Annotated in this window: 18 protein-coding genes; 16 read left to right on the top strand and 2 right to left on the bottom strand. The window is 38.2% G+C overall.

From position 1 onward, the window contains the following. Positions 1–197: 197 nt before the first annotated feature. The 9 genes from AC3Z9T_RS17620 (at position 198) to AC3Z9T_RS17580 (ending at position 7,895) form a co-directional block, all read left to right on the top strand. The gene (locus AC3Z9T_RS17620) at positions 198–503 is read left to right on the top strand and encodes a helix-turn-helix domain-containing protein (RefSeq protein WP_490127396.1); all 306 of its coding nucleotides are present in this window, start codon (positions 198–200) and stop codon (positions 501–503) included. 190 nt (positions 504–693) lie between these two features. Further along, positions 694–1,245 (top strand): fimbrial protein, encoded by a 552-nt coding sequence (locus tag AC3Z9T_RS17615; RefSeq protein WP_490127395.1) that lies wholly within the window; start codon positions 694–696, stop codon positions 1,243–1,245. Between the two features lie 62 nt (positions 1,246–1,307). Then, a complete protein-coding gene (locus tag AC3Z9T_RS17610) occupies positions 1,308–1,889 on the top strand; it encodes a fimbrial protein (RefSeq protein ID WP_490127394.1) in 582 nt (193 codons plus the stop codon). Between the two features lie 71 nt (positions 1,890–1,960). Then, complete coding sequence (locus AC3Z9T_RS17605; protein WP_490127393.1) at positions 1,961–4,492, top strand: fimbria/pilus outer membrane usher protein; 2,532 nt, start codon at positions 1,961–1,963, stop codon at positions 4,490–4,492. Between the two features lie 21 nt (positions 4,493–4,513). Continuing rightward, on the top strand, positions 4,514–5,251 hold the full coding sequence (locus AC3Z9T_RS17600) for a fimbrial biogenesis chaperone (protein ID WP_490127392.1): 738 nt from the start codon (positions 4,514–4,516) through the stop codon (positions 5,249–5,251). A 92-nt stretch (positions 5,252–5,343) separates the two neighbouring features. After that, complete coding sequence (locus tag AC3Z9T_RS17595) at positions 5,344–5,739, top strand: fimbrial protein (RefSeq protein WP_490127391.1); 396 nt, start codon at positions 5,344–5,346, stop codon at positions 5,737–5,739. After that, positions 5,732–6,256, top strand: coding sequence for a fimbrial protein (locus AC3Z9T_RS17590; protein ID WP_490127390.1), 525 nt, complete (start codon positions 5,732–5,734; stop codon positions 6,254–6,256). Before AC3Z9T_RS17595 ends, AC3Z9T_RS17590 begins: the two co-directional genes overlap by 8 nt. Further along, complete coding sequence (locus tag AC3Z9T_RS17585; protein ID WP_490127389.1) at positions 6,256–6,777, top strand: fimbrial protein; 522 nt, start codon at positions 6,256–6,258, stop codon at positions 6,775–6,777. The genes AC3Z9T_RS17590 and AC3Z9T_RS17585 overlap by 1 nt, the downstream gene beginning before the upstream one ends. Positions 6,778–6,791: 14 nt before the next feature. Further along, complete coding sequence (locus AC3Z9T_RS17580; protein WP_490127388.1) at positions 6,792–7,895, top strand: MrpH family fimbial adhesin; 1,104 nt, start codon at positions 6,792–6,794, stop codon at positions 7,893–7,895. A gap of 293 nt (positions 7,896–8,188) precedes the next feature. Here the strand turns inward: AC3Z9T_RS17580 and AC3Z9T_RS17575 are convergent, their stop codons facing one another. Then, positions 8,189–8,962 (bottom strand): AraC family transcriptional regulator, encoded by a 774-nt coding sequence (locus tag AC3Z9T_RS17575; protein WP_490127387.1) that lies wholly within the window; start codon positions 8,960–8,962, stop codon positions 8,189–8,191. 114 nt (positions 8,963–9,076) lie between these two features. On the opposite strand from AC3Z9T_RS17575, the gene AC3Z9T_RS17570 reads away from it, so the two are divergent. The 4 genes from AC3Z9T_RS17570 to dmsD are packed head-to-tail and all read left to right on the top strand — an operon-like array spanning position 9,077 to position 13,634. Next, positions 9,077–11,494 (top strand): DMSO/selenate family reductase complex A subunit, encoded by a 2,418-nt coding sequence (locus tag AC3Z9T_RS17570; protein ID WP_490127386.1) that lies wholly within the window; start codon positions 9,077–9,079, stop codon positions 11,492–11,494. Further along, positions 11,491–12,132, top strand: coding sequence for a DMSO/selenate family reductase complex B subunit (locus AC3Z9T_RS17565; RefSeq protein WP_490127385.1), 642 nt, complete (start codon positions 11,491–11,493; stop codon positions 12,130–12,132). The genes AC3Z9T_RS17570 and AC3Z9T_RS17565 overlap by 4 nt, the downstream gene beginning before the upstream one ends. After that, on the top strand, positions 12,129–13,028 hold the full coding sequence (locus AC3Z9T_RS17560; protein WP_490127384.1) for a dimethyl sulfoxide reductase anchor subunit family protein: 900 nt from the start codon (positions 12,129–12,131) through the stop codon (positions 13,026–13,028). The genes AC3Z9T_RS17565 and AC3Z9T_RS17560 overlap by 4 nt, the downstream gene beginning before the upstream one ends. Positions 13,029–13,064: 36 nt before the next feature. After that, positions 13,065–13,634 (top strand): Tat proofreading chaperone DmsD, encoded by a 570-nt coding sequence (gene dmsD, locus AC3Z9T_RS17555; protein ID WP_490127383.1) that lies wholly within the window; start codon positions 13,065–13,067, stop codon positions 13,632–13,634. Between the two features lie 64 nt (positions 13,635–13,698). Here dmsD and chiP read toward each other — a convergent pair whose 3' ends face one another. Continuing rightward, a complete protein-coding gene (gene chiP, locus AC3Z9T_RS17550; protein WP_490127382.1) occupies positions 13,699–15,087 on the bottom strand; it encodes a chitoporin ChiP in 1,389 nt (462 codons plus the stop codon). Positions 15,088–15,585: 498 nt separating this feature from the next. On the opposite strand from chiP, the gene AC3Z9T_RS17545 reads away from it, so the two are divergent. The 3 genes from AC3Z9T_RS17545 to AC3Z9T_RS17535 are packed head-to-tail and all read left to right on the top strand — an operon-like array spanning position 15,586 to position 20,253. Next, positions 15,586–16,803, top strand: a complete 1,218-nt coding sequence (locus tag AC3Z9T_RS17545; RefSeq protein WP_490127381.1) for an MFS transporter — start codon at positions 15,586–15,588, stop codon at positions 16,801–16,803. A 2-nt stretch (positions 16,804–16,805) separates the two neighbouring features. Then, on the top strand, positions 16,806–18,578 hold the full coding sequence (locus AC3Z9T_RS17540) for an SDR family NAD(P)-dependent oxidoreductase (protein ID WP_490127380.1): 1,773 nt from the start codon (positions 16,806–16,808) through the stop codon (positions 18,576–18,578). A 10-nt stretch (positions 18,579–18,588) separates the two neighbouring features. After that, positions 18,589–20,253, top strand: coding sequence for an amidohydrolase (locus tag AC3Z9T_RS17535; protein WP_490127379.1), 1,665 nt, complete (start codon positions 18,589–18,591; stop codon positions 20,251–20,253). Positions 20,254–20,309: the final 56 nt, after the last annotated feature.

The following is a 20,309-nucleotide window of genomic DNA, read 5'->3' as shown; positions in this document are numbered from 1 at the left end:
GATCGGTTTAAGTTAAATTGATAGTTTTTGACTATTGATTTTTAGTAATTCGATCGGTATAAACGTATTTACAGATTTGAATGTTAAAACTATATTCTAATAAAGCTATATTTTTATTTATTATGAATTAATCCATTTCTTAGTTTAATTATTAGTAATAGGTAGTAACCATTTTAATATTTAAATGGCTGTTCGCTATGAATGCTCAATTAACTGAATATTGGTTTTTTAATATGATTAAAAATAGAATTTTATTACGACAAGAAATCGGTGATTTTTTAAGATCAGCGAGAAGAAGCAAATCTCTAACCGGCATTCAGCTCGGAAAAATGCTACATATTAGTCAACAACAAATATCACGTTATGAACGAGGTGAAACGAGTATTAATATTGAAACATTGGATATTTTATTAAAGGTTTTAGATATGGATTGGTCAGACTTTTTCTTCAAAGTAATGGCTAATTACTCAACAGAGATAGCAGAAATAAAACTATATCGTTAATCAACGGGAAGTAAATATTTATTTACTACGCTAAGCCTCACTGCGTATAGAGGAGTATTGAGATGGTTTTATCAAGGATGATTTTTTTAATGGTGAAATTAAATGCCAATGAAATATCAATCTTACGTTATTAAAGACATTTAATAACATATTTATTTCAATGTAATTATTTATTTGAAAGGTAAGACACATGAAATTAATTAAATTCACTCAAGTGGTTGCAATTGCTACATCTGTTATTTCTTTCAACGTGCTGGCAGAAAACTCAGGTACTCTGGACTTTACTGGAACAGTGGTGACCTCGCCTTGTAATATCGCACAATCTTCATTGAAACAAACTATTGATTTTGGACAGTTATCACGTAGAGGCTTAGAAAATGGCCGCACAGCTGAGGTGGATTTTAACATTGAATTTACGGGTTGTGATTTTACTGATTTTGATAAGGATGGTGATGGCAAATCAATGGTCGTGAAATCAATGGATTTACTGTTTACGGGGCAAAGCTATGCTGATGCAGCCAATACATTGCTTTCAACTTCTGCTGGTAATACCAATAACGTTGGGGTTGGTATTGATGGTTTCACGTTTGGTACAGCTAAAGATATCTTATCACGAATGGTGAATAAAAAAGGTAATAATACCTTGAAACTTAAGGCTCTCGCTAAAGCAGTTGATATTAATAAGCCCGTTGTTGAAGGGCAATTTAATGCGACCTCTAATTTCCGTATTACTTATCAGTAAGTCGATAGTAGCCCGCCAGTATATTACTGGCGGCATCATTAATGTGTGTGTGGAGGAAAGCTGTGAGTGCATACAAACAGGTTGGTCACCAAATAACACGGTTAATCATACTATCAATGATTGGTTGTTTTGCTTTTCATAGCATAGCGAATGCTCGAGACCTTATTTTTAATGGAGAGGCACAGGTCGTGGGAAATGTGATTGCAACACCTTGTTCTATTGTGATGCAAGATCGCTTTCAAACGATCAATTTTTCTCCTTTAACGTTAACCATGCTTTCTACAACAAGTGGTCGTGAGCGTTATAACCAACCATTTGTTATTGAACTACGTGACTGTGGCAGTGTGTATTCCTCTGTTGATAGTAAAACTTGGTTAATTCGTTTCGATGGGCAAAGTGCAGAGCATATCAATGCATTTGTTTTGCAAGGGCCATCCCATGGATTGGGCATTGCGGTATTGAATGATAAACAGCAAATATTAATACCTAACCAGAATTATCTCTTATCTAACAGTGTATTACGTCAAAGTAAGTCAGGGCAAACACTTTTTTTACGCTACTTTTTGCAGCTAGAACTGACTGGACAACCAATTCAGGCCGGTAACTACCAAGGGCTAATTCGGTTTTTCATCGATTATCAATGAACAAAAATGAAGGATCCCGCAAATTTAGTTTTGAGGGGGACACTTTTGTCGCATTTGGGATGGAATAGAGCATGATGTTCAAACATAGCAAAGTAAGACAGGCTGTTTTATTGACGCTCGGCTTGACTACATGGGCTGCTAGCGCTTCTGAATTCAACACTGATGTATTGGATGCCAAAGATATCCAAAATATTGACATGAGCCAATTTTCTGTTGCAGGGTATGTTCCCCCAGGAAATTACGTATTAACTGTGTTTGTTAATGGGCAACGATTGGGTGCTCCGCGTGATATTACGGTATATGAAAAATCAGCAGATAAAGCACAATTGCAAAGTGTGTGTATCCCTGCTGACATGCTAAAGATTATTGGGCTAAAGAATTCCTCTGAAAATAAAGTTACGACTTCACATGAAGGCCAATGCCTCAATTTTTCAGCTTTAACTGGGGTACAAACTAAAGTTGAATTATCAACGTTATCATTGAATGTAACGATCCCTCAAATGTGGATGGAGTATCGCGATCCATATTGGACTCCTCCTGCTTTGTGGGAGGATGGCCTTAACGGTGCTTTTATTGACTACAACGCGAATGCATCTGGAACAAAAGAAAAAAAAGGAATTAAGCGCGTTTATCTTTCTACCAATGGCACAACAGGAGTCAATATCGGCTCATGGCGTTTTCGTGGTGATTATAATGCAACTTATCAAAAGCAGCGTGGTGGTTATCATCCGCAAGAAACTCATCAGTTTGATTTTAGTCGACTATATGCATTTACCTCATTGAAAGATGCGGCGTCTATTTTGACGTTAGGCGAAAACTATTTTTATTCTGACATTTTCGAAGCATGGCAATACAGCGGCGTTTCGTTAGAAAGTGATGATCGCATGTTACCACCTAAATTAGTGGGCTATGCTCCTGAAATTATTGGGGTCGCTAGCACTAATGCGACGGTGATTGTTCGTAGCCAAGATCGAGTTATCTCCGAAACGGCAGTTCCACCAGGGCCTTTTCGTATTCAAACCTTGGATAGTGGCATTCGTGGGGTACTAGATGTCACTGTACGTGAAGAAGACGGTGAAGAGAAAAAATTCAGTGTTAGTACTGCTTCACTTCCCTATTTAACGCGTCCAGGGCGAGTTGTTTATAAATTAGTTGGTGGGAAAACTCGCTATGATGGTCGTCATATGACAGGTAAACCTGTGATTGGTGGAGAATTTTCCTACGGGGTATCTAATGCATGGTCATTGTATGGAGGAACTCAGTTAAACGGATATTATCAAACAGTTGCGATGGGGATTGGGCGAGATCTTTCTGCTATCGGAGCAATTTCGTTGGATATGACACAATCATTTGCTGACTTTTCAGATGAAAGTTTACAAGGGCGCTCCTATCGGCTGAATTATGCTAAGTCTTTTGATGATTTAAGAACTGATATTACTTTTGCGGGTTATCGTTTTGCAGATAAAGAGTATCGAACATTAACGCAATTTATGGATCAAGACCGTACAGGGATCACTCCCCGATCGCAAAAAGAGAATTATCAAATTTATTTAAATAAATATTTTGATGATTTTAATATTGCACTGAATTATCAATATAGCACTTATTGGCGAAATGACTCGCAAACTCAATATGGGTTATATGCAAGTACTAATGTCAGCTTGCCTCAATTATCTCAGTACAATGCGAACCTGTCTTTATCAGCGACTCGAACTGAACGTGACAATGGTTTTGAAGATGATTCAGTCAATTTATATCTTACATTGCCATTTTATACGGGTCATAGTATTACTTTTTCAGAACTATATTCACGCTCATCAGGCAATAATCAATATAACCATAATATCGGTTATAACGGTTATAGCGGCACTGATAATTATAGTTTAAATATGGGTTATAGCCATGGACAGGATATTGATAATCAAGCCAGTCTTAGTGGTTTCTATTCAAAAGATATGTCACAGGCAAATATTTCCGCCAATGCCAGTTATGTTCCTCACCAATATCGCAGTATTGGTGCATCAATTAATAGTGGGATCACTGTAACGTCGAAAGGTGTGGCTCTTCATCGTTCAGCACATGGAGATACACGTTTAATGATCGAAACGCCAGGTGTTAGTGGTGTGCCATTGGATAATGGAGTCATTAAAACTAACCACTTTGGCTTAGCGGTTATTCCGAATATTAATAGCTATCGAAAATCTATGGCTTCGATTAATACTAGTAAGTTACCTGACAATTTAGAGACCTTAGATTCGACGACAGATATAACGCTGACAAAAGGTGCGATTGGCTATCGCAGCTTATCGGTAATGAAAGGTGAGAAGCTATTTGCTGTGTTATCTCTAAATAATGGTAAGAAGCCGCCTTTTGGTGCCAGTGTGCGCAATGCTGATAATCGCGAATTGGGTATTGTGGGTGAAGATGGCGTGACTTGGTTAGTTGGAATTTCTGCACAAGAAATATTGTTTGTACATTGGAATAACAAAAAACAGTGTGAAATAACGTTACCAGATAACTTTGTTTCCTCATCAAATATGTTGTTGCTGCCATGCGTATCACAAATAGCAACTTCATCTACTGCTTATTCTAAAGATAAATAAACCATATTTATAGGGGACGTTATGCTGAATTTACATTTAGGCTGCAAATTATTTTTCAGTACAGTTTTATGCACTACGATAATCGCAATGAATGCATATGGCGCAGTAACATTAGATAGAACTCGCATTATTTTCCCTGGGGATGAGCGATCTATTAATATTCGCATTACTAATGATAACCCTGAAGAGGCTTATTTAGCTCAAAGTTGGATTGAAGATATTCAGGGTAACAAATTAACTCAAGGCGCTATTTTGGCGACGCCACCTTTACAGCGTATTGAGCCAAGTAGTGACAGTTTAGTTCGATTAAGTGTGACACCAATGTTGGGGAAGCTTCCTCAAGATAGAGAATCCGTGTTCTATTTTAATTTGCGTGAAGTTCCACCAAAATCAACGGAAGGTAATACGTTGCAAATTGCTTTGCAATCGCGTGTTAAGTTGTTCTATCGACCTAAAAGTGTGTTAGCTGAGTCAGAAACAAAATGGGCACATAAAGTGACACTGACCAAAACAGCCAAAGGGTATTCATTGAATAATACGACGCCTTTTAACTTAACTGTTATTGGTATTGGCAATAGTAAATCTCAATCAGAGCAAAGCAAATTCAGTACTGTGATGATCCCACCAAAGTCAACTCATGATATAGCATCTTCTTCATTACCAACTCCTTACGTTACTTATATCAATGATTATGGTGGTAAACCAACGCTTGCTTTTCGCTGCACAGGTGACGTTTGTGCAGTGACTGATGAATTGTGATTATGTCTATGCTCATCGTAATTCAAACAGCTTTTTGATGCATGACGAGTATATCCATGTTTAGGTGGAGTAAGGTCATTATGAAACAAAAAATGAGAGTGTTATTGCTACTGATTATTGGTGGTATGGCAAGCTATTTAGCGCATTCGAAGACTCCCGAGCCAAATACACCAAGTGAAGAATTTAAATATGAGCAGCCATTACAAGGATGGGTAAGAGTCAATGCTGCTATTTTTAATGCCCCTTGCAACTTAATCACGGACAAAGCCGTACTTCTGACTGGATGTGGAGCTGGAGCTGTTTTTCGTACTAGTGATATTCCCAATAATACAGCTAATACCCCCGTAATATTGGGATTCTATGACGTGCGGGAAGAACAAGCGATAGAACGTTTACCAACAAGTTTGCGTAATGGAAATAACAAAATAACACTTCCTATTCTGAGTGAGGATCAGCGTGTATTAAGGTTAGAGGTGAGCTATGAATAAGATATTTTTTTTCCTAATGTTATTTGGAATTTTATCTAGCGCATTTTCGAATAATCAATTGGATGTGGAGTTTAAAGGCGAGCTTATTAGTAATAGCTGCCAAATTTCAGCGGAATCGGTGAATAAACAAATCAAGTTAGATAATTTGCGTTGGCAATACATTAATAAGTTTGGCTCCAGTGATGTGATGCCTTTTTTTCTTGAAATAGAAAAGTGCAGTGAGGCTAACTTGAATAAAACGATTCGTATGACTTGGAAAAGTAGTCAATTGATTAAAGTTGATGGACATGAATATTTAAACACACAAGGTGCTAGTGGTGCGTTACTTGGGATTATTGAAGTAGATAAAAATGAGCAGCCTATTGTTTGGAATTCTCCAATAGATGTTGGCGTAATTTCTGTCGTTGAGGACCGGCAGAAATTAAATTTTGGCGTCTTTGTTCGTAAACCTGCAACGGGTGATATTAAGGTGGGGGATTTTAAAGGAACAGCGACATTTGCAGTGGAGTATGAATAATGAAACAACATTTTATTATCGGCCTGATACTGCTATTAGGTAGTTCATCTGCTTTATCTGATATTTTTGTTGAAGTAAATGCGACCATGCTAACGCCCGTTTGTGATATCCGCAGTGAAAACTATAGTTCTCCGCTGGTAATTGATTTTGGTACGGTTAATTCAGAGCAACTGAATGGAAATACGGTTGATAGAGATTTTCCAATTTATTTGTCTGGCTGTGATTTTAATAAAAGTATTGCCATTACGTTGAATACCCGAGATGGCAATACATTGATGCATAATGGTCAAGCATTATTAGCAACGACAATAAAAGGTCTGGGTATTCAATTCAATGAAACTACAGAGGGGACGATACGTTTCCTTGATGTTAATGCTATCCAAGCCATTCATCCTATTCAAGTTAATGCCACTGAATATCGTACTGATATACAAGCACAACTTGTAGGGACCATACCAGCGGATGAATTATCAAGCGGTCGGTTTACATCATCCATGACGGTTTTAGTGATGTATGAGTAATAGGGAGCTCAGCTATGTTTGACTTAAAATCTCATCATGATAACGGTGTAGTTGCTAAATATTGGAATATGACGCTGGTGTCATTATCAATCATGATATGTCCAATTGCAGTCGCGGATTATGCGGCGCAAATTCAGGATCCTTCCTCAGGCTACACAATTAAGTTAGAGCGTGATAGCCAATTAATAGACCCTCCCATCACTGCAACAAATGGGAAAAAATATTATCGTATTGGTAGTGTGATACAAGTTGATATTGGAAGTGCTGGTGTTGATGTATCAGGAAGCGTTAAATGCCATGGACGAGAGTGGGGAGATACGAGTAAACCAATCTCTGCTCAGAATGCATTTCATCGCTTATTTATGTATCTACCAATGGCTGGAACGAATATAGAAGGAAAACCTGCATATCAAATTCATAGTAATTTACTCATGACTATCGAGACAAAACTGACGGATTGGATAAAGGGAGATGCAGGTATTTGTTCCAATGGTTATGGTGGTGAGGTTTTTCCATCATCGTCGTTTACAACTCATTTCCCAATGGGTTTGACATTCTATGTCAATGAAAAAATTATTGATAATCAATTGGTTATTGCCCCTATAGATTTGGGCGGATATGTACGAGCTTTTACTGCGGCAGGAACCCCCCCACCTTATGATAGTTGGTCAATAAATGAAACAACAGCACCGCTACGGCTCGAGGCATCTCAAATACATCTTAACTCTAAATGTTCAACGATGACCAGCACAGGGCAAGCAGAAACGGTGAGCCTAAGCCATGGGGGTCTTAATAGCATCAAGTATGACAGCCTAGTAACTGAGAAAGTGAACTACATTTGTCAATTTACCTCTGGAACGAAGGTTCGCTTACGCTTAGATTACACTAAAGATAGTGACCCACAGAAACGTTTGCCTTTAACTAACGATACAGACGGTAATGATGTTATTTACAGCGAATTAACACTGACTGATGAGGCTTCAGGACAAACAGGGCAAGCTTTGCAGGTCGAATTTAATGAACTTAATACAGTCAGTATTTCGAGCCATATAAAAGGAGAGAATGCCGCGGCTGGAAATTACTATGGATCAGCATGGTTGATCGCTACCTATGAGTAACCTATTTTAAAGGGTATACGCTCTAAATAATTTGAGTTGCGGGTGGGCGATAAGCGAAGATAGCCGGGGAGCATAGATAAATGATGTAACTCGGCGAGCGTAGCATCGTTACTTATACCTCAACGAAAAGTCCTGAAATTTGAAGTATGACGAGGGTAACAGTTTTGGTTGCACTGTAAGTATTATCGACTTATTAAGTAAATTCAGGGGGGCAGCCCTGAATGATATACGATAAAAAAGCGTCGCTATTTCTCCCCTTATGAGACGTTTGGCTTACGGTTCAACCGATTTTTTTATTGGGCAATACGTTGAATAAAACTGGATGGTGTTTGCCCCAGCCACTTTTTAAACATGGTTGAAAACGACCCAACGCTGTTATATCCCAAATCAAATGCGACTTCAGTGATCGACTTCCCTGCTGAAATATGCGTGATTGCATTGAGTAAGCACGCTTGTTGGCGCCAATCAGAAAATGACAGGCCAGTTTGCGCCCCAAAAAAACGACTAAAAGAACGTTCACTTTTATGTAGTTTTTCAGCCCATTCATGGGGTAATGATGTGATTTTTGGCGATTTTAGGAACTCTCGACAGAGTTTGGCTAAGTTTGCATCTCGAGGGATTGGCGCATAAAAAGGCAGTGGTTCAGCGCGCGCGATCTCATGTAAGGTTAACTGTATCAACATGCCATCTCGCCCATTAAGCTCATATTCTATCGGCATATCAACAGATTCAAGTAATAGCTGGCGCAATAATGGCGATACTCGTAAAACTTCGCATTTCTGATTTTGCCGTGGTGCCGCGGTAGGTTCGATATATAAACTGCGAGTGCTTACATTCAACATACGTGTTTCGTGCGCAGTATTTTCAGGGATCCAAACACCACTATCCGGCGGAATAACCCACTCACCATCAGCTGTACTGACTTCAATTAACCCTGTCGCACCATACAAAAATTGAGCACGTCGATGAACATGTGAATTGAGTAATACATTCGGGAGGTAGTCGGTGCCGATCGCTAATACATCACGTTTTACATCATCGACGCTTTTAAGTGGAATATTTCGCATAGTCGCTCTTATTGGCTGAGATTCAAATATCATTGTCTATTTTTCGAAAGTTGGCAACTCAATAAATGTTTACTATGACACGGCAACATAATGTATTTTTGAGGTAGAGTTATTATGGAAAGTAAGCACAATCAGTCTGATGAGCAACTGATTGGTCCGTTAAGTCGTCGCCGGTTTATCCAAGGCAGCTCTGCACTAATGGCTGTGCCTTTTTTAGCGTCTAAGTCAGTTGCCTCTATCCCTACAGACCCGTCAGTGATCCCAACAAAAAACATATCAATTCAGGATACTGAACGGGTCGTTTCTACATGCAGTAGTTTTGACTGTGGTGGTAAATGCGATATTAGAGCGCATGTTAAAGAAGGCATTGTCACTCGTATCAGCACACGGCCTGATGCTGATCTTGATGAGGAAATGCCGATTATGCGAGCTTGTGTGCGTGGGAGAAGCTACCGCAAGTTTGTTTATCATCCAAATCGCTTGAAATATCCAATGAAACGAGTCGGCAAGCGAGGTGAAGGCCGTTTTGAACGCATCAGTTGGCAAGAGGCTACCACCCTAATCGCGAGTGAATGGCAGCGTATTACCGATCAATACGGTCCAGCTTCGCGGTTTGTGAGCCTAAGCACAGGAGTTACAGGGGGAATTTTTTCAGGTGCCAACATGTTGCGCCGATTATTTAATTTGACGGGCGGTTTTCTGGAAAATTACCATTCGGTTAGTAATGGTAACACGATGGCAGTGACGCCCTATACTTATGGCACTTCAGCAAGTGGTAGCACTCTTGATACATTAGAAAATACCCCTTTAGTTATTTTATGGGGACATAATCCAAATGAAACTATTTTTGGTCATACCAACCATTATTTTCAAAAAATGAAGAAAAACGGCACTAAATTTATTGTCGTTGACCCACGCTACTCAGATACAGCTTCATCTTTAGCTGACCAATGGATCCCCATTTTACCGACGACAGATAATGCATTAATGGATGCGATGATGTATGTGATCATCAGTGAAAATTTACATGATCAAACATTTATCGATAAATATACACTTGGATTTGATGAACATCAGATGCCAGAAGGCGTCGCTGAAAATGAATCATTAGTTGCTTATTTAATGGGTAAAAAAGACGGTGTTGTTAAAACACCTGAATGGGCAGAACCGATTACTAAAGTTCCCGCAGAAACGATCAAACAACTCGCGAGAGAATATGCATCAACCAAGCCTGCAGCATTAATGCAAGGTTGGGGCCCGCAACGCCATATTTGCGGAGAACGCTCTGCACGTGGTGCGACCTTGCTAGCAACTATCACGGGGAATGTGGGTGTTCGTGGTGGTTGGGCTGCTGGTTATGGCATGGCTGTAACACCCGACCTACGAAAAACGATCGCAGGGCCTAGCCTATTTGAAAATAAAGTTAAAGCCAAAATCAATATTACGAACTGGGTGCAAGCTTGTGAAAATGCGGCACTTGTGACGCCTGATAATGGCTTAAAAAATGCAGAAAAATTGGATACTGAAATCAAAATGATTTTCTCGCTGGCGGGAAATTATATGACTAATCAGAACCCTGATATTTTGCATGCAGCGAAAGTGCTGGAAGACGAAAGCAAAGTTGAATTTATTGTCTGTAGCGATCTTTATCTCACACCAAGCGCAAAATATGCTGACTTATTATTACCTGAAACTAGCTTCTTAGAACGTTGGAACATTGGTGGGACTTGGGGGCCAGGTGATTACATTATTTTGTCTGAAAAAGTGGTCGAGCCTGAATTTGAGCGGCGAAATGACTATGATTGGTTGTGTGATGTGGCTGATAAATTAGGTGTTGGTGAGCAATTTAGTGAAGGGCGCACAGAAAAACAGTGGATAGAGTTTTTAGTGAATGATGCGCACGCTAAACGCCCTGAAGATGGTATTCCAACTTTTGAGGAGCTGCTAGTTAAACGTCGCCACTTATTGAAACATAAACCTCACACAGGTCACGTTGCTTTTGAAAAAAATATTCAAGATCTTGAAAAACACCCATTTGAAACGCCATCAGGCAAAATTGAAATATTCTCTAAACGGTTGTATGAGCGCAATAATCGAGATATTCCTGCTTTATCACATTATGTGCCTGCCATTGAAGGGCCTGAAGATAGATTAACACATCGTTATCCTTTGCAGCTGATCACGTGGAAAGGACGTAATCGTGCTAACTCAACGCAGTTTGCAAATCCTTGGTTACAAGAAGTGCAGCAGCAAGAACTGTGGATAAACCCGATTGATGCCCTGCAACGTGGTATTGAAGAGGGCGAACGTGTTCAAGTCAGTAATGACCGTGGCACCACGATGGTGCCTGTTAAGATCACGCAGCGGATCATGCCTGGCGTTGTCGCTTTACAAGCAGGAGCATGGTGGATGCCCGATGAGAAAGGAATCGATCAAGGAGGGTGTGCCAACGTATTAACGTCTGCACGCAGCACAGCAATGGCACATGGTAATGCCCATCAAACCTTATTGGTGGAGGTAAGCAAAGTATGAGTAAATTTGAAGTTCGTCCCGCAGTGAGTGATCGACAGCTGGGGTTTTATATTGACTCTGCGCGTTGCTCGGGCTGTAAAGCCTGTCAGGTTTCCTGTAAAGATAAAAATAACCTTGAAGTCGGACGCAAATTTCGCCGTGTCTATGAAGTAACCGGCGGAGAATTCATTGAGAATGGGACTGGCGGGCTGATAAATAATGTTTTTGCTTATACCTTATCTATTTCATGCAACCACTGCAAAGACCCAATGTGTGTAAAAAACTGTCCAACAACAGCAATGCACAAGCGAGAGGGGGATGGCATTGTGTTGGTTAATACGGATAAATGTGTTGGTTGTGGTACTTGTGCATGGTCATGCCCTTACGGTGCACCACAGATGAACCCAGAAACTCAGCAAATGTCCAAATGTGATTTTTGTATTGATTTACAACTAAAGGGCGAATCTCCAGTTTGTGTGGCGACATGTCCTTTAGGCGCGATTCAGTTTGGCCCAATTGATGAATTAAGAGCACGCTATGGTTCACAAGCAGATGTAAAAGGATTGCCTGATCCTTCAATTACTCATCCAAATTTGGTTGTCCACCCGCATCAAGGTGCTGGTCGTCATGCTATGGCGTATCAAGGAGCGAAAAAATGAATGAATGGCCATTATTACTTTTTACATTTTTGATGCAAACCTCTATTGGTTTAACGCTAATGTTAGTTTTCTCTGCTAAAAAATTAGCGAGTTTATTCGAACAGGGAATGAGTCGCTCATTTTTACTTGGTTACCTTTTTGTTAGCTGCGCATTTGCTGGGGTCGGGTTAATTTCTTCAATTACTCACTTAGGTGTACCGCTCAATGCGCCAAACTCACTGTTGAACATTTTTTCGTCTTGGTTGAGCCGAGAAGTGGTATTTACCGCGACGTACTTTACCTTTTTGGGATTAGCATTTTTATGGGCGTGGTTTAGAAAAGCGTTATCTTACCCATTATTAAGCTTAGCGGCAGTCGCTGGGTTATGTGATGTTTATGCGATGGCATCGATTTATCGTTATACATCCATGCTTACATGGATGAATGATAATACTTATTTGATGTTTTATGGTGCTACATTGACGTTGGGGGCTGCGGGATATTATTTACTGGTTAATTTATTGATGAAGTTTAATCAAGGAAACATCATCAAATCGTTTTCGCATCAAGGAATTTGGGTTTTGTGTGCAGTGATTAGTGCGAGTTTGTTTATTCGTTTATTGTACCAGCCTTACTATGAACGCTATTTGGTTGATAGCACTTATAATAATGAATCAATAACATTTCCAATTTCGTCAATTGAGGCTTATCAAGATATTGAATTGCTACGATCCGTCGGCTGGGGGCTCTCGATAGTTGCGGTATTTGCACTTGGGTATGGCCTATTTCGCCGTGCTAAAGCTCAGAGACAAAATACAACGATTGTAAATAGCCAGACATTTTTAGCCTTGGGATGCTGTGGCGCGGTTGTTGGCGAGTTTATGCTGCGTTACTGTTTTTATTATATTCATATTTAACATTAATAGCGGTTTTAAAAGGTTTAAACATTACTGATGATCCACTTTTCGCATTACGCTGCGGCTTTTAACCTATTAGGAACGTGTTATTTATTTTCACCTAATGATGAAACTAGCCACAGCGCACTTAATTTTTTTAAAACGGAAGATTTTGCAACGCAATGGCCTTGCAAAATAGATGATTCATTGAGTCGACAAATTAAAAATGCACTAGAAATAGATTTTGAACAATTAAATTCTCAGTGGGTAGGGTTATTTATTGGTCCTAATAGCTTGCCTGCCCCTCCTTGGGGATCTGTGTACTTAGATCCTGAAGGCGTATTGCATGGGTCATCGACGGTCGCATTAAGTGAATTTTTAAAAAGAGAGAGATTAAAACTACAGACGAGTTATCCAGAACCTTCGGATCATATTGGACTCATGTTATTTCAAGCCGCAGTTCTTGCTTCAGAAATACGTGAAAAAGCATTAACTGAATTACTTGAAGAACACTTAGGGACTTGGCTACCTTTGTTTGCGACACAATTTAAGTGTGTTGTAGGCAGCCCATTTTATAGCGCATTAACTGAGTTGACGTTAGTGACTGTCAATCAATACCGTCGGTAAGTTTTTTTATATTAAAGTGGAAGCAATTAAATTGCTTCCACTTAATTAATGATGTGATTATAAATTAAAAAATAGTAAATGGAGCCATAACAATAAATTTAACATCTTTTTCATCTTGGAAGATATTATTATAGCCGCCCCCCCAGCTTGGGATATTCGAGTGGTTATCGTAACGTGTATAGTGAAGTTTAAATGTTGTATCTTTTGCTTTCCCTGATTGGATCGTATACATAATATCGAAATTCCATGCACTTTCAGTGAGGCGTTTATTTGGATTAACTGTTGGATCAAGTATTGTATTTGGTTTTGCATCCCAGCCATGAATATATGACGTTCCTACTTTCCAACCAGCGAGATCCCAATTAGTTAAATCATAGGTTACACCTGCAAATAACGCTTTTTCACCGTCGGCGTTAAAGTCTGAGCGGCCATCCCACCAAATATCTAAGCGGCCATTAGAAGAACCATATTGATTAGTTAAACGTTGTAAAAAGTATCCCATACGACCTGGAGAATGGACTATTGTACCTTCTACACGGAAGTCAAAGGAGTCATAGGTATAGCCGAGTGTAAAGGCTTGTAACCATGCAAGACCATCGTACACATCGTTGACACCGCCACTATTGTCCTTATCGTTTGCACCATAGAATTGATATGACATTCTGATATCACGTTCAGCAAGTGGGAAGGCGTAAGACAACTTGCCGAAGTATTGTTCCATATAGTTTGCTGCTTCACCAACAGCAGCTTCTAAGACCAATTTATTTTTAGCATCATATTTGACCCCTAATGAATGGAGATAATCAATCGGAGTTTTTTTATCAGCCATACGGAAATCATACATCGAGCTATACCATGGAGCTTTATATTGATCTGTCCACATATAGGAAATATTAAATTTTCCATTTGAGCCAGCATCAAACTCAGCCCCCAATTCAGCACCGCGATATGTACCGGGTAAAAAACTCCAGTTAGATGCTAACAATGTTTGACCTACAGGTTGTATATAGCCTACATTCGCCCAAAATGGCCCTGCTTTTAGCTTGGTTGCGGCTTTGGTAAATGAAAATCCACTACGATCGCCAGTCCATTTTTCATCCCAAACGGTTTTAGCATTACTAAGATCAATTTCGTTTGGTGCTGCGGGACCGCCATTAGATAATGCAAATGCATAAAATCCTGCAAGGTCAACGCCAATGAAATTTTGAATATATCCAGACGAAAAATCTAAAGCAAAATTTGCTGAAGAATGCTTTAAGTTATCTGAATATTTATCAGCCTTAACGTCTTTTCTTGAACGATCCCTTTGCCAATAATAAATGCCACCTTTTAATGTTGAATCCTCAAAAAAAGGTTCTGCATTGATTTTTGGAATATAGCAGGATGCAGTTAATATCGAAAATATCTCTAGTACTAATAGTTTTTTAGTGTATTTTTTCATTGAATTAGCCATTCTTTATTCCTCAATATCTCTTGAGTTAATTAATTTTTATTTTATATATATAGGAAATGGGCGAGAAATTAATAAAACACTAAGCCCATAATAGTTATATTTTGTGTCGAAAATTAAGCAATCTGAAAATGTCTATTTACACACGATAAAGGGAGTTAATTGATAAACACGTTAAAAACCAGTGATTATATTTATACTAATAAACTAAATTGGAATTTTGTTCTGTACTGAATGTCATGAATAGACTTTATGCTTAAATTTTATTTTTATTGGTTGTTTTATCAATGAAATTTATTTTTTGGTTTATTTATAAATGTCAATGTAAAACAATTAATAGAGTTTAGGCATTAAAAATGTTCTGTTTATTTATTGAGTATGATTATTTATTAGTGTTTCACAATGTGGCGTGTAAAAACAAAAAGTTGTCACCTTCAGCTATTAAATAAAATAAAAATTTATATATATATTAATGAAAATAAAATAAACAGAGGGTTTGATATGAGTGAATCAGTCGGATCTATAAAGTCGCAGAGGTTACCATTAGCGACATGGCGAGTATATTTGGCTCCTATAATTGGTGGTATATTTGTACCTATGACGTTCTTATGGGCTCCATTAATATCTTTACAAATGGATAAAGAGCTTGGTTTTTCACCTGAAAAGGTGGGCTTTATTTATATGATAGAAATATTAACAGGTATGACAGCAAATGTGTTGGCCTTCTTCTGGTTAAAAACCAAGATTAATTGGTATCATATATTTGTCACTATGATTTTATTAACAGCAGTATTGAATATAATTTCTGGTTTTTTAATTAAAGATCACTTTAGTCTCTATATTGCAGTTAGGATCTTAGCCGCAATATCGGGATCAACGATTTTTATCATTACTAATTCAAGCATGGCATTGTTGCCAAATTCATATCGAGCATTTAGCATCTCACTGTTCAGTCAGATTGTTTTTGGTAGTTTAGGTCTATTTATATTACCGTTATTTCTCGGTAAATATGGAATATTTTCTGTCTATCTTTTTGTGTCGTTATTGTTAGTTTGTGTATTGCCTTTAACAAAGGGCATTGACTCAATTTGGCGTATGAAAGAAGAAAGTATCCTCAAAGAAAAATCACATTCACAACAAGGCATTGTCATTAGTTCTCGTTCTAGCGCGATGAAAAAAGAAATGTATTTATGTTTAGTTGGTATCTTTCTATTTAATCTTGTCGTTGCTGGTGTATGGACATTTATTGGTGGATATTTAACGTCATTAAATATAGAACTCTCTGTTGTTTATAATATTTTAGGTTCTTCAAGTATGCTTGGAATATTAGGAGCAGGAACATCAATTTTATTCAGTAAAAAGGTTAATTTGGTTATTGTGACTTGCTTTATATTCTTACTTGCTTCTGTTCTTGCAATGTATATGAATGTTAATGCTATTTTAGTTATAGCTAGCTGCTATACCTTTAAATATATCTGGACACTTGCCCTACCATTTACAATGAGTATTGCGGCAGAATATGAAGTTGACGGAAATATGATGAACCTTGTTTCGTTGTCATTAGGGTTAGGGATCGCCTTGGGACCGATGCTGAGTGGCATGTTTATTGAAAGGGTTAGTTTTTCATCAATGTTTTTATTCAATTTTATAATGTTGATGATATCTATGGCCATCATTATGAAAATTATATTCAAGTCAATTAGAAATAAGGCTCAATAATAATGAACGAAAATTTAAATAATTATCATGTTCATACAACATGGCAAGAGGTATTAAATGGAATTTCACTTAAAAATAAAAAATATTTAATTACAGGAGCAAACATTGGTTTAGGAAAGGAATCGGCTAAGGCGATACTTAGCCATGAGGGTTATGTTATATTGACGGTGCGGACAGAAGAAAAAAAGCAAAAGCTTTATGAAGAATTAATTTCACAATTTGATGTGAGTTTATTTGATATTCGGTTGCTAGATTTAGCCTCATTAAACGATATTCGTCGTTTCACTAAACAGTTTTACTTAGAGGGTATTAAACTAGATGGTGTGCTTGGTAACGCAGGCATTATGGCAACGGATTTTAAATGCACAGTTGATGGGTTTGAACAACAATTCGGTGTAAATCATTTAGGGCACTTTGTTCTTATTAATAGGCTGACTGCGTGCTTATTAAAAGGTGCGCGAGTTGTGATGATGACATCGGGTGCACATCGACTCAGTAATGTTGATTTAGCTGATCCTAACTTTAACCATCGGGAATATAGTCGCTGGACAGCTTATGGTCAGTCTAAATCAGCCAATGTGTTGTTTGCATTTGAATTTGATCGCCGTTGGAAAGATTATAATGTCCGTGCGTTTGCTGTAGCTCCCGGTATTGTGCTTGATACCAATCTACATTTGCATTTGCAACATGATGATTTCAAAGAATTAGCCGATAAGCAAGAGACAGATAAAGTACCTGTAAAATCATTGCAAGCAGGAGCAGCGACCCAAATTATGGCACTTTGCCATCCCGAATTTGCTAATAAGGGGGGAGTTTTCTTAGAGCATTGCAATTACTCACAAGTCAATGGAGATACTCGCCAAGGAACGGGGGTCATTCCATGGGTTTTGGATGTCGAATTCGGGCAAAAGCTGTGGCAACTTTCAGAAGAAATGGTTAATGAAGTCTTTCCTGAAACGGCTAAACTTGCCTATGAAATCAGTTATGGTGAGCTTGCACATAACCGATTACCTAAAAGCCAAAAGTTGCAACTGATGGGTGTTGAATTTAAAACTGAAGATTCGATTATAGAAATTTTCTTTGAACAAGATACCTGTACGATCGAAGGATATAGCCATCCCGATATTTCGATTCCGTCGATTGCTAATTATGAACTAGTTGAAATTAGAGATAACTTATTCTTTGCTGATCTTTTATTCACTGAAAATACCGAAATCACAGTATCGATAGCAATTGATTTTAAATCCAATAAGGCATTATTTATATTGACTCGGTATCAACCTGCCAGTACACCTGATAAAAATGCGCCAATACCACTAAAATTAGCGTCTAACTATCAACAATATTTTACACCAGCAATCGTATTAACCGGTAATCATCAAGTTGATCAATGTCGGTATCCTCATATTACAAAAGACCTGATTGGCAGCCGGTCTTTATATTGTTACTCGGCTTCAATACCCACTGTTTATGAACATATCTATATGAATTCACACTGGTATTGTTACAACGTGATCAATGGAATAAGGAAAGGGGATGGTGGTTGTGATCAAGTGAGTTACTATAAATTTGATGATTCAACCTATGTAGTGACTTGGCGAGAATTGCTTATCGATCTCTCTTTTGTATTTGTTTATGACCTTGATAATAAAACCACCACAGGGAAAGGTTGGGGGAATCTTTCTGATGTCAATAAAATGATCAATATACCCGCTGGGGCTCATATTATTCCTCTTAATCCTTTGAATTATCCATTGAATTATATTCCAACCTAAGGTGATGATGATGAGTCAGGGGGCTGATTTAGTGATTATTAATGCAAAAGTTGCCACTGTGGATCCAGACTTTTCATTTGCGGAAGCGATTGCTGTATTAAAAGGGCGTATCGTTGCTGTTGGTAGCAATGAGGTAATTAGACGAAAAATAGGCCATCAAACTCGCGTTATTGATGCAAATAATAAACTGGTTTTACCGGCAGCTCATGATGCACATATTCATGCAACACATACAGGGATGTTGATTTCAGGGGATTTCTTAAATTTATTTGAATGTAAAACAAAAAACGATCTGAATAATAAACTAGATGCTCACTTAGACACTGAGAAAAATAGGGATTGGATATATGGTATTGGATGCCAATTTGAATTAAATGATGGGGATAACCAAAAGTTTAACCTTAATAAATCATATTTAACCAGTAAAATACCAGAAAAACTAGCAAGCTTTAGTGATTTTAGCTTGCATAATTTAGTCGTAAATCAGAGTGTTATTGATAAATTTGAGGTTGATTTCATTGATCTGCCCAAAGAAGTAGGACGTGTGGGGTTAGATGACCAAGGTAACTTGAATGGCACTATTTTTGAATGGGGGGCGATGAACCTTGTTGGTAAATATCTTCCTCAGTTATCCGATGAGGAACTCAAAAAGTATATTTTATTGATCCAGAGTCATTTATTACAAAATGGCATCACGAGTTATACCGATATTTTAGGACCAGGTGGTGAGCATTTGTTTCATGGAGCATGGAGCAGCCGAATTATTCAGTTATATAAGGAACTCCATGATGAAAATAAATTATTAACTCGAGTTAGTGTCGATCTTTTTGCTGCTAAAGACGGGATCCATAGCTTTGAGCACATTCTTGCCGGTGTTGAGGCGTTTGAGTTTCCAGTTGGTCTTGATAAGTCTTGGTTGAAGATTGATACCATCAAATTATTTGGTGATAGCTCACCTTGTATTAGAACTTCCTGTCATGGTTATCATGGTGAATTAACATTTGCTGGTAATAATATTAATCAGCAAATTGCAGAGCTTCAAAAAACCATTGTTGAATTGCATTGCCTTGGTTGGCAGGTTGGGATCCATGCAATAGGTGGTAAAACGATTGATGCTGCGATCGAGGCTTTTTCATACGCAGAAAAAATAATGCCCAATAAAGATCTACGGCATTTTATTATTCATGGTGATGACCTCACCATAAACAATGCAAAAATGATGGCAAAAAATAATATTTTGCTTTCCTGCCAGCCTGTTGCTGGCTATAGCATTATCGAAGGTATTAAGCAGCTCATTCCTGATGAATACAATGCTAAGTTATTTGATTGGCAGTCATATATTAATGAAGGGGTTATTGTGGCTGCGGGATCTGATGCGTGTTGTTTCCCGTTTAATTGGTTAGAAGGGCTTGAATTTACTGTTACACGAAGAGCAAAAAACAATAAAGTTTATCAGGCAGAACTAGCTTGCAATATTGAAGATGCTATTCGCATGTATACGATAAATGGTGCTATTCAAGAACATTTAGAGGATGAACGGGGTTCTATAGAGGTTGGTAAATTTGCCGATTTACAAATATTGAGTCACGACATCTTCATAATCCCTGCCGAGCAAATAGGAAAAACAAAAGTAGTGACCACTATTTGTAATGGAAAAGTTGTTTACGAGCGGTGAGATACCTTTATACCGTTAAAGAAGCTTGAATTTCATTATCTTTTAAAGGAGAAGAT

It is taken from the genome of Providencia sp. 6390 (assembly GCF_058148425.1).
Note: the sequence above shows the minus strand (reverse complement) of the source record. Positions and strands in the feature narration are given on the sequence as shown.

What these genes read in the sequence shown, in the direction of transcription:
- AC3Z9T_RS17535 (WP_490127379.1), top strand. Translation starts at nt 18,589, where the DNA reads ATGAGTCAGGGGGCTGATTTAGTGATTATTAATGCAAAAGTTGCCACT.
- AC3Z9T_RS17545 (WP_490127381.1), top strand. Translation starts at nt 15,586, where the DNA reads ATGAGTGAATCAGTCGGATCTATAAAGTCGCAGAGGTTACCATTAGCG.
- AC3Z9T_RS17605 (WP_490127393.1), top strand. Translation starts at nt 1,961, where the DNA reads ATGATGTTCAAACATAGCAAAGTAAGACAGGCTGTTTTATTGACGCTC.
- AC3Z9T_RS17595 (WP_490127391.1), top strand. Translation starts at nt 5,344, where the DNA reads ATGAGAGTGTTATTGCTACTGATTATTGGTGGTATGGCAAGCTATTTA.
- AC3Z9T_RS17570 (WP_490127386.1), top strand. Translation starts at nt 9,077, where the DNA reads ATGGAAAGTAAGCACAATCAGTCTGATGAGCAACTGATTGGTCCGTTA.
- AC3Z9T_RS17600 (WP_490127392.1), top strand. Translation starts at nt 4,514, where the DNA reads ATGCTGAATTTACATTTAGGCTGCAAATTATTTTTCAGTACAGTTTTA.
- AC3Z9T_RS17615 (WP_490127395.1), top strand. Translation starts at nt 694, where the DNA reads ATGAAATTAATTAAATTCACTCAAGTGGTTGCAATTGCTACATCTGTT.
- AC3Z9T_RS17580 (WP_490127388.1), top strand. Translation starts at nt 6,792, where the DNA reads ATGTTTGACTTAAAATCTCATCATGATAACGGTGTAGTTGCTAAATAT.
- AC3Z9T_RS17565 (WP_490127385.1), top strand. Translation starts at nt 11,491, where the DNA reads ATGAGTAAATTTGAAGTTCGTCCCGCAGTGAGTGATCGACAGCTGGGG.
- AC3Z9T_RS17540 (WP_490127380.1), top strand. Translation starts at nt 16,806, where the DNA reads ATGAACGAAAATTTAAATAATTATCATGTTCATACAACATGGCAAGAG.
- AC3Z9T_RS17575 (WP_490127387.1), bottom strand. Translation starts at nt 8,962, where the DNA reads ATGCGAAATATTCCACTTAAAAGCGTCGATGATGTAAAACGTGATGTA.
- AC3Z9T_RS17620 (WP_490127396.1), top strand. Translation starts at nt 198, where the DNA reads ATGAATGCTCAATTAACTGAATATTGGTTTTTTAATATGATTAAAAAT.
- dmsD (WP_490127383.1), top strand. Translation starts at nt 13,065, where the DNA reads ATGATCCACTTTTCGCATTACGCTGCGGCTTTTAACCTATTAGGAACG.
- AC3Z9T_RS17560 (WP_490127384.1), top strand. Translation starts at nt 12,129, where the DNA reads ATGAATGAATGGCCATTATTACTTTTTACATTTTTGATGCAAACCTCT.
- chiP (WP_490127382.1), bottom strand. Translation starts at nt 15,087, where the DNA reads ATGGCTAATTCAATGAAAAAATACACTAAAAAACTATTAGTACTAGAG.
- AC3Z9T_RS17590 (WP_490127390.1), top strand. Translation starts at nt 5,732, where the DNA reads ATGAATAAGATATTTTTTTTCCTAATGTTATTTGGAATTTTATCTAGC.
- AC3Z9T_RS17585 (WP_490127389.1), top strand. Translation starts at nt 6,256, where the DNA reads ATGAAACAACATTTTATTATCGGCCTGATACTGCTATTAGGTAGTTCA.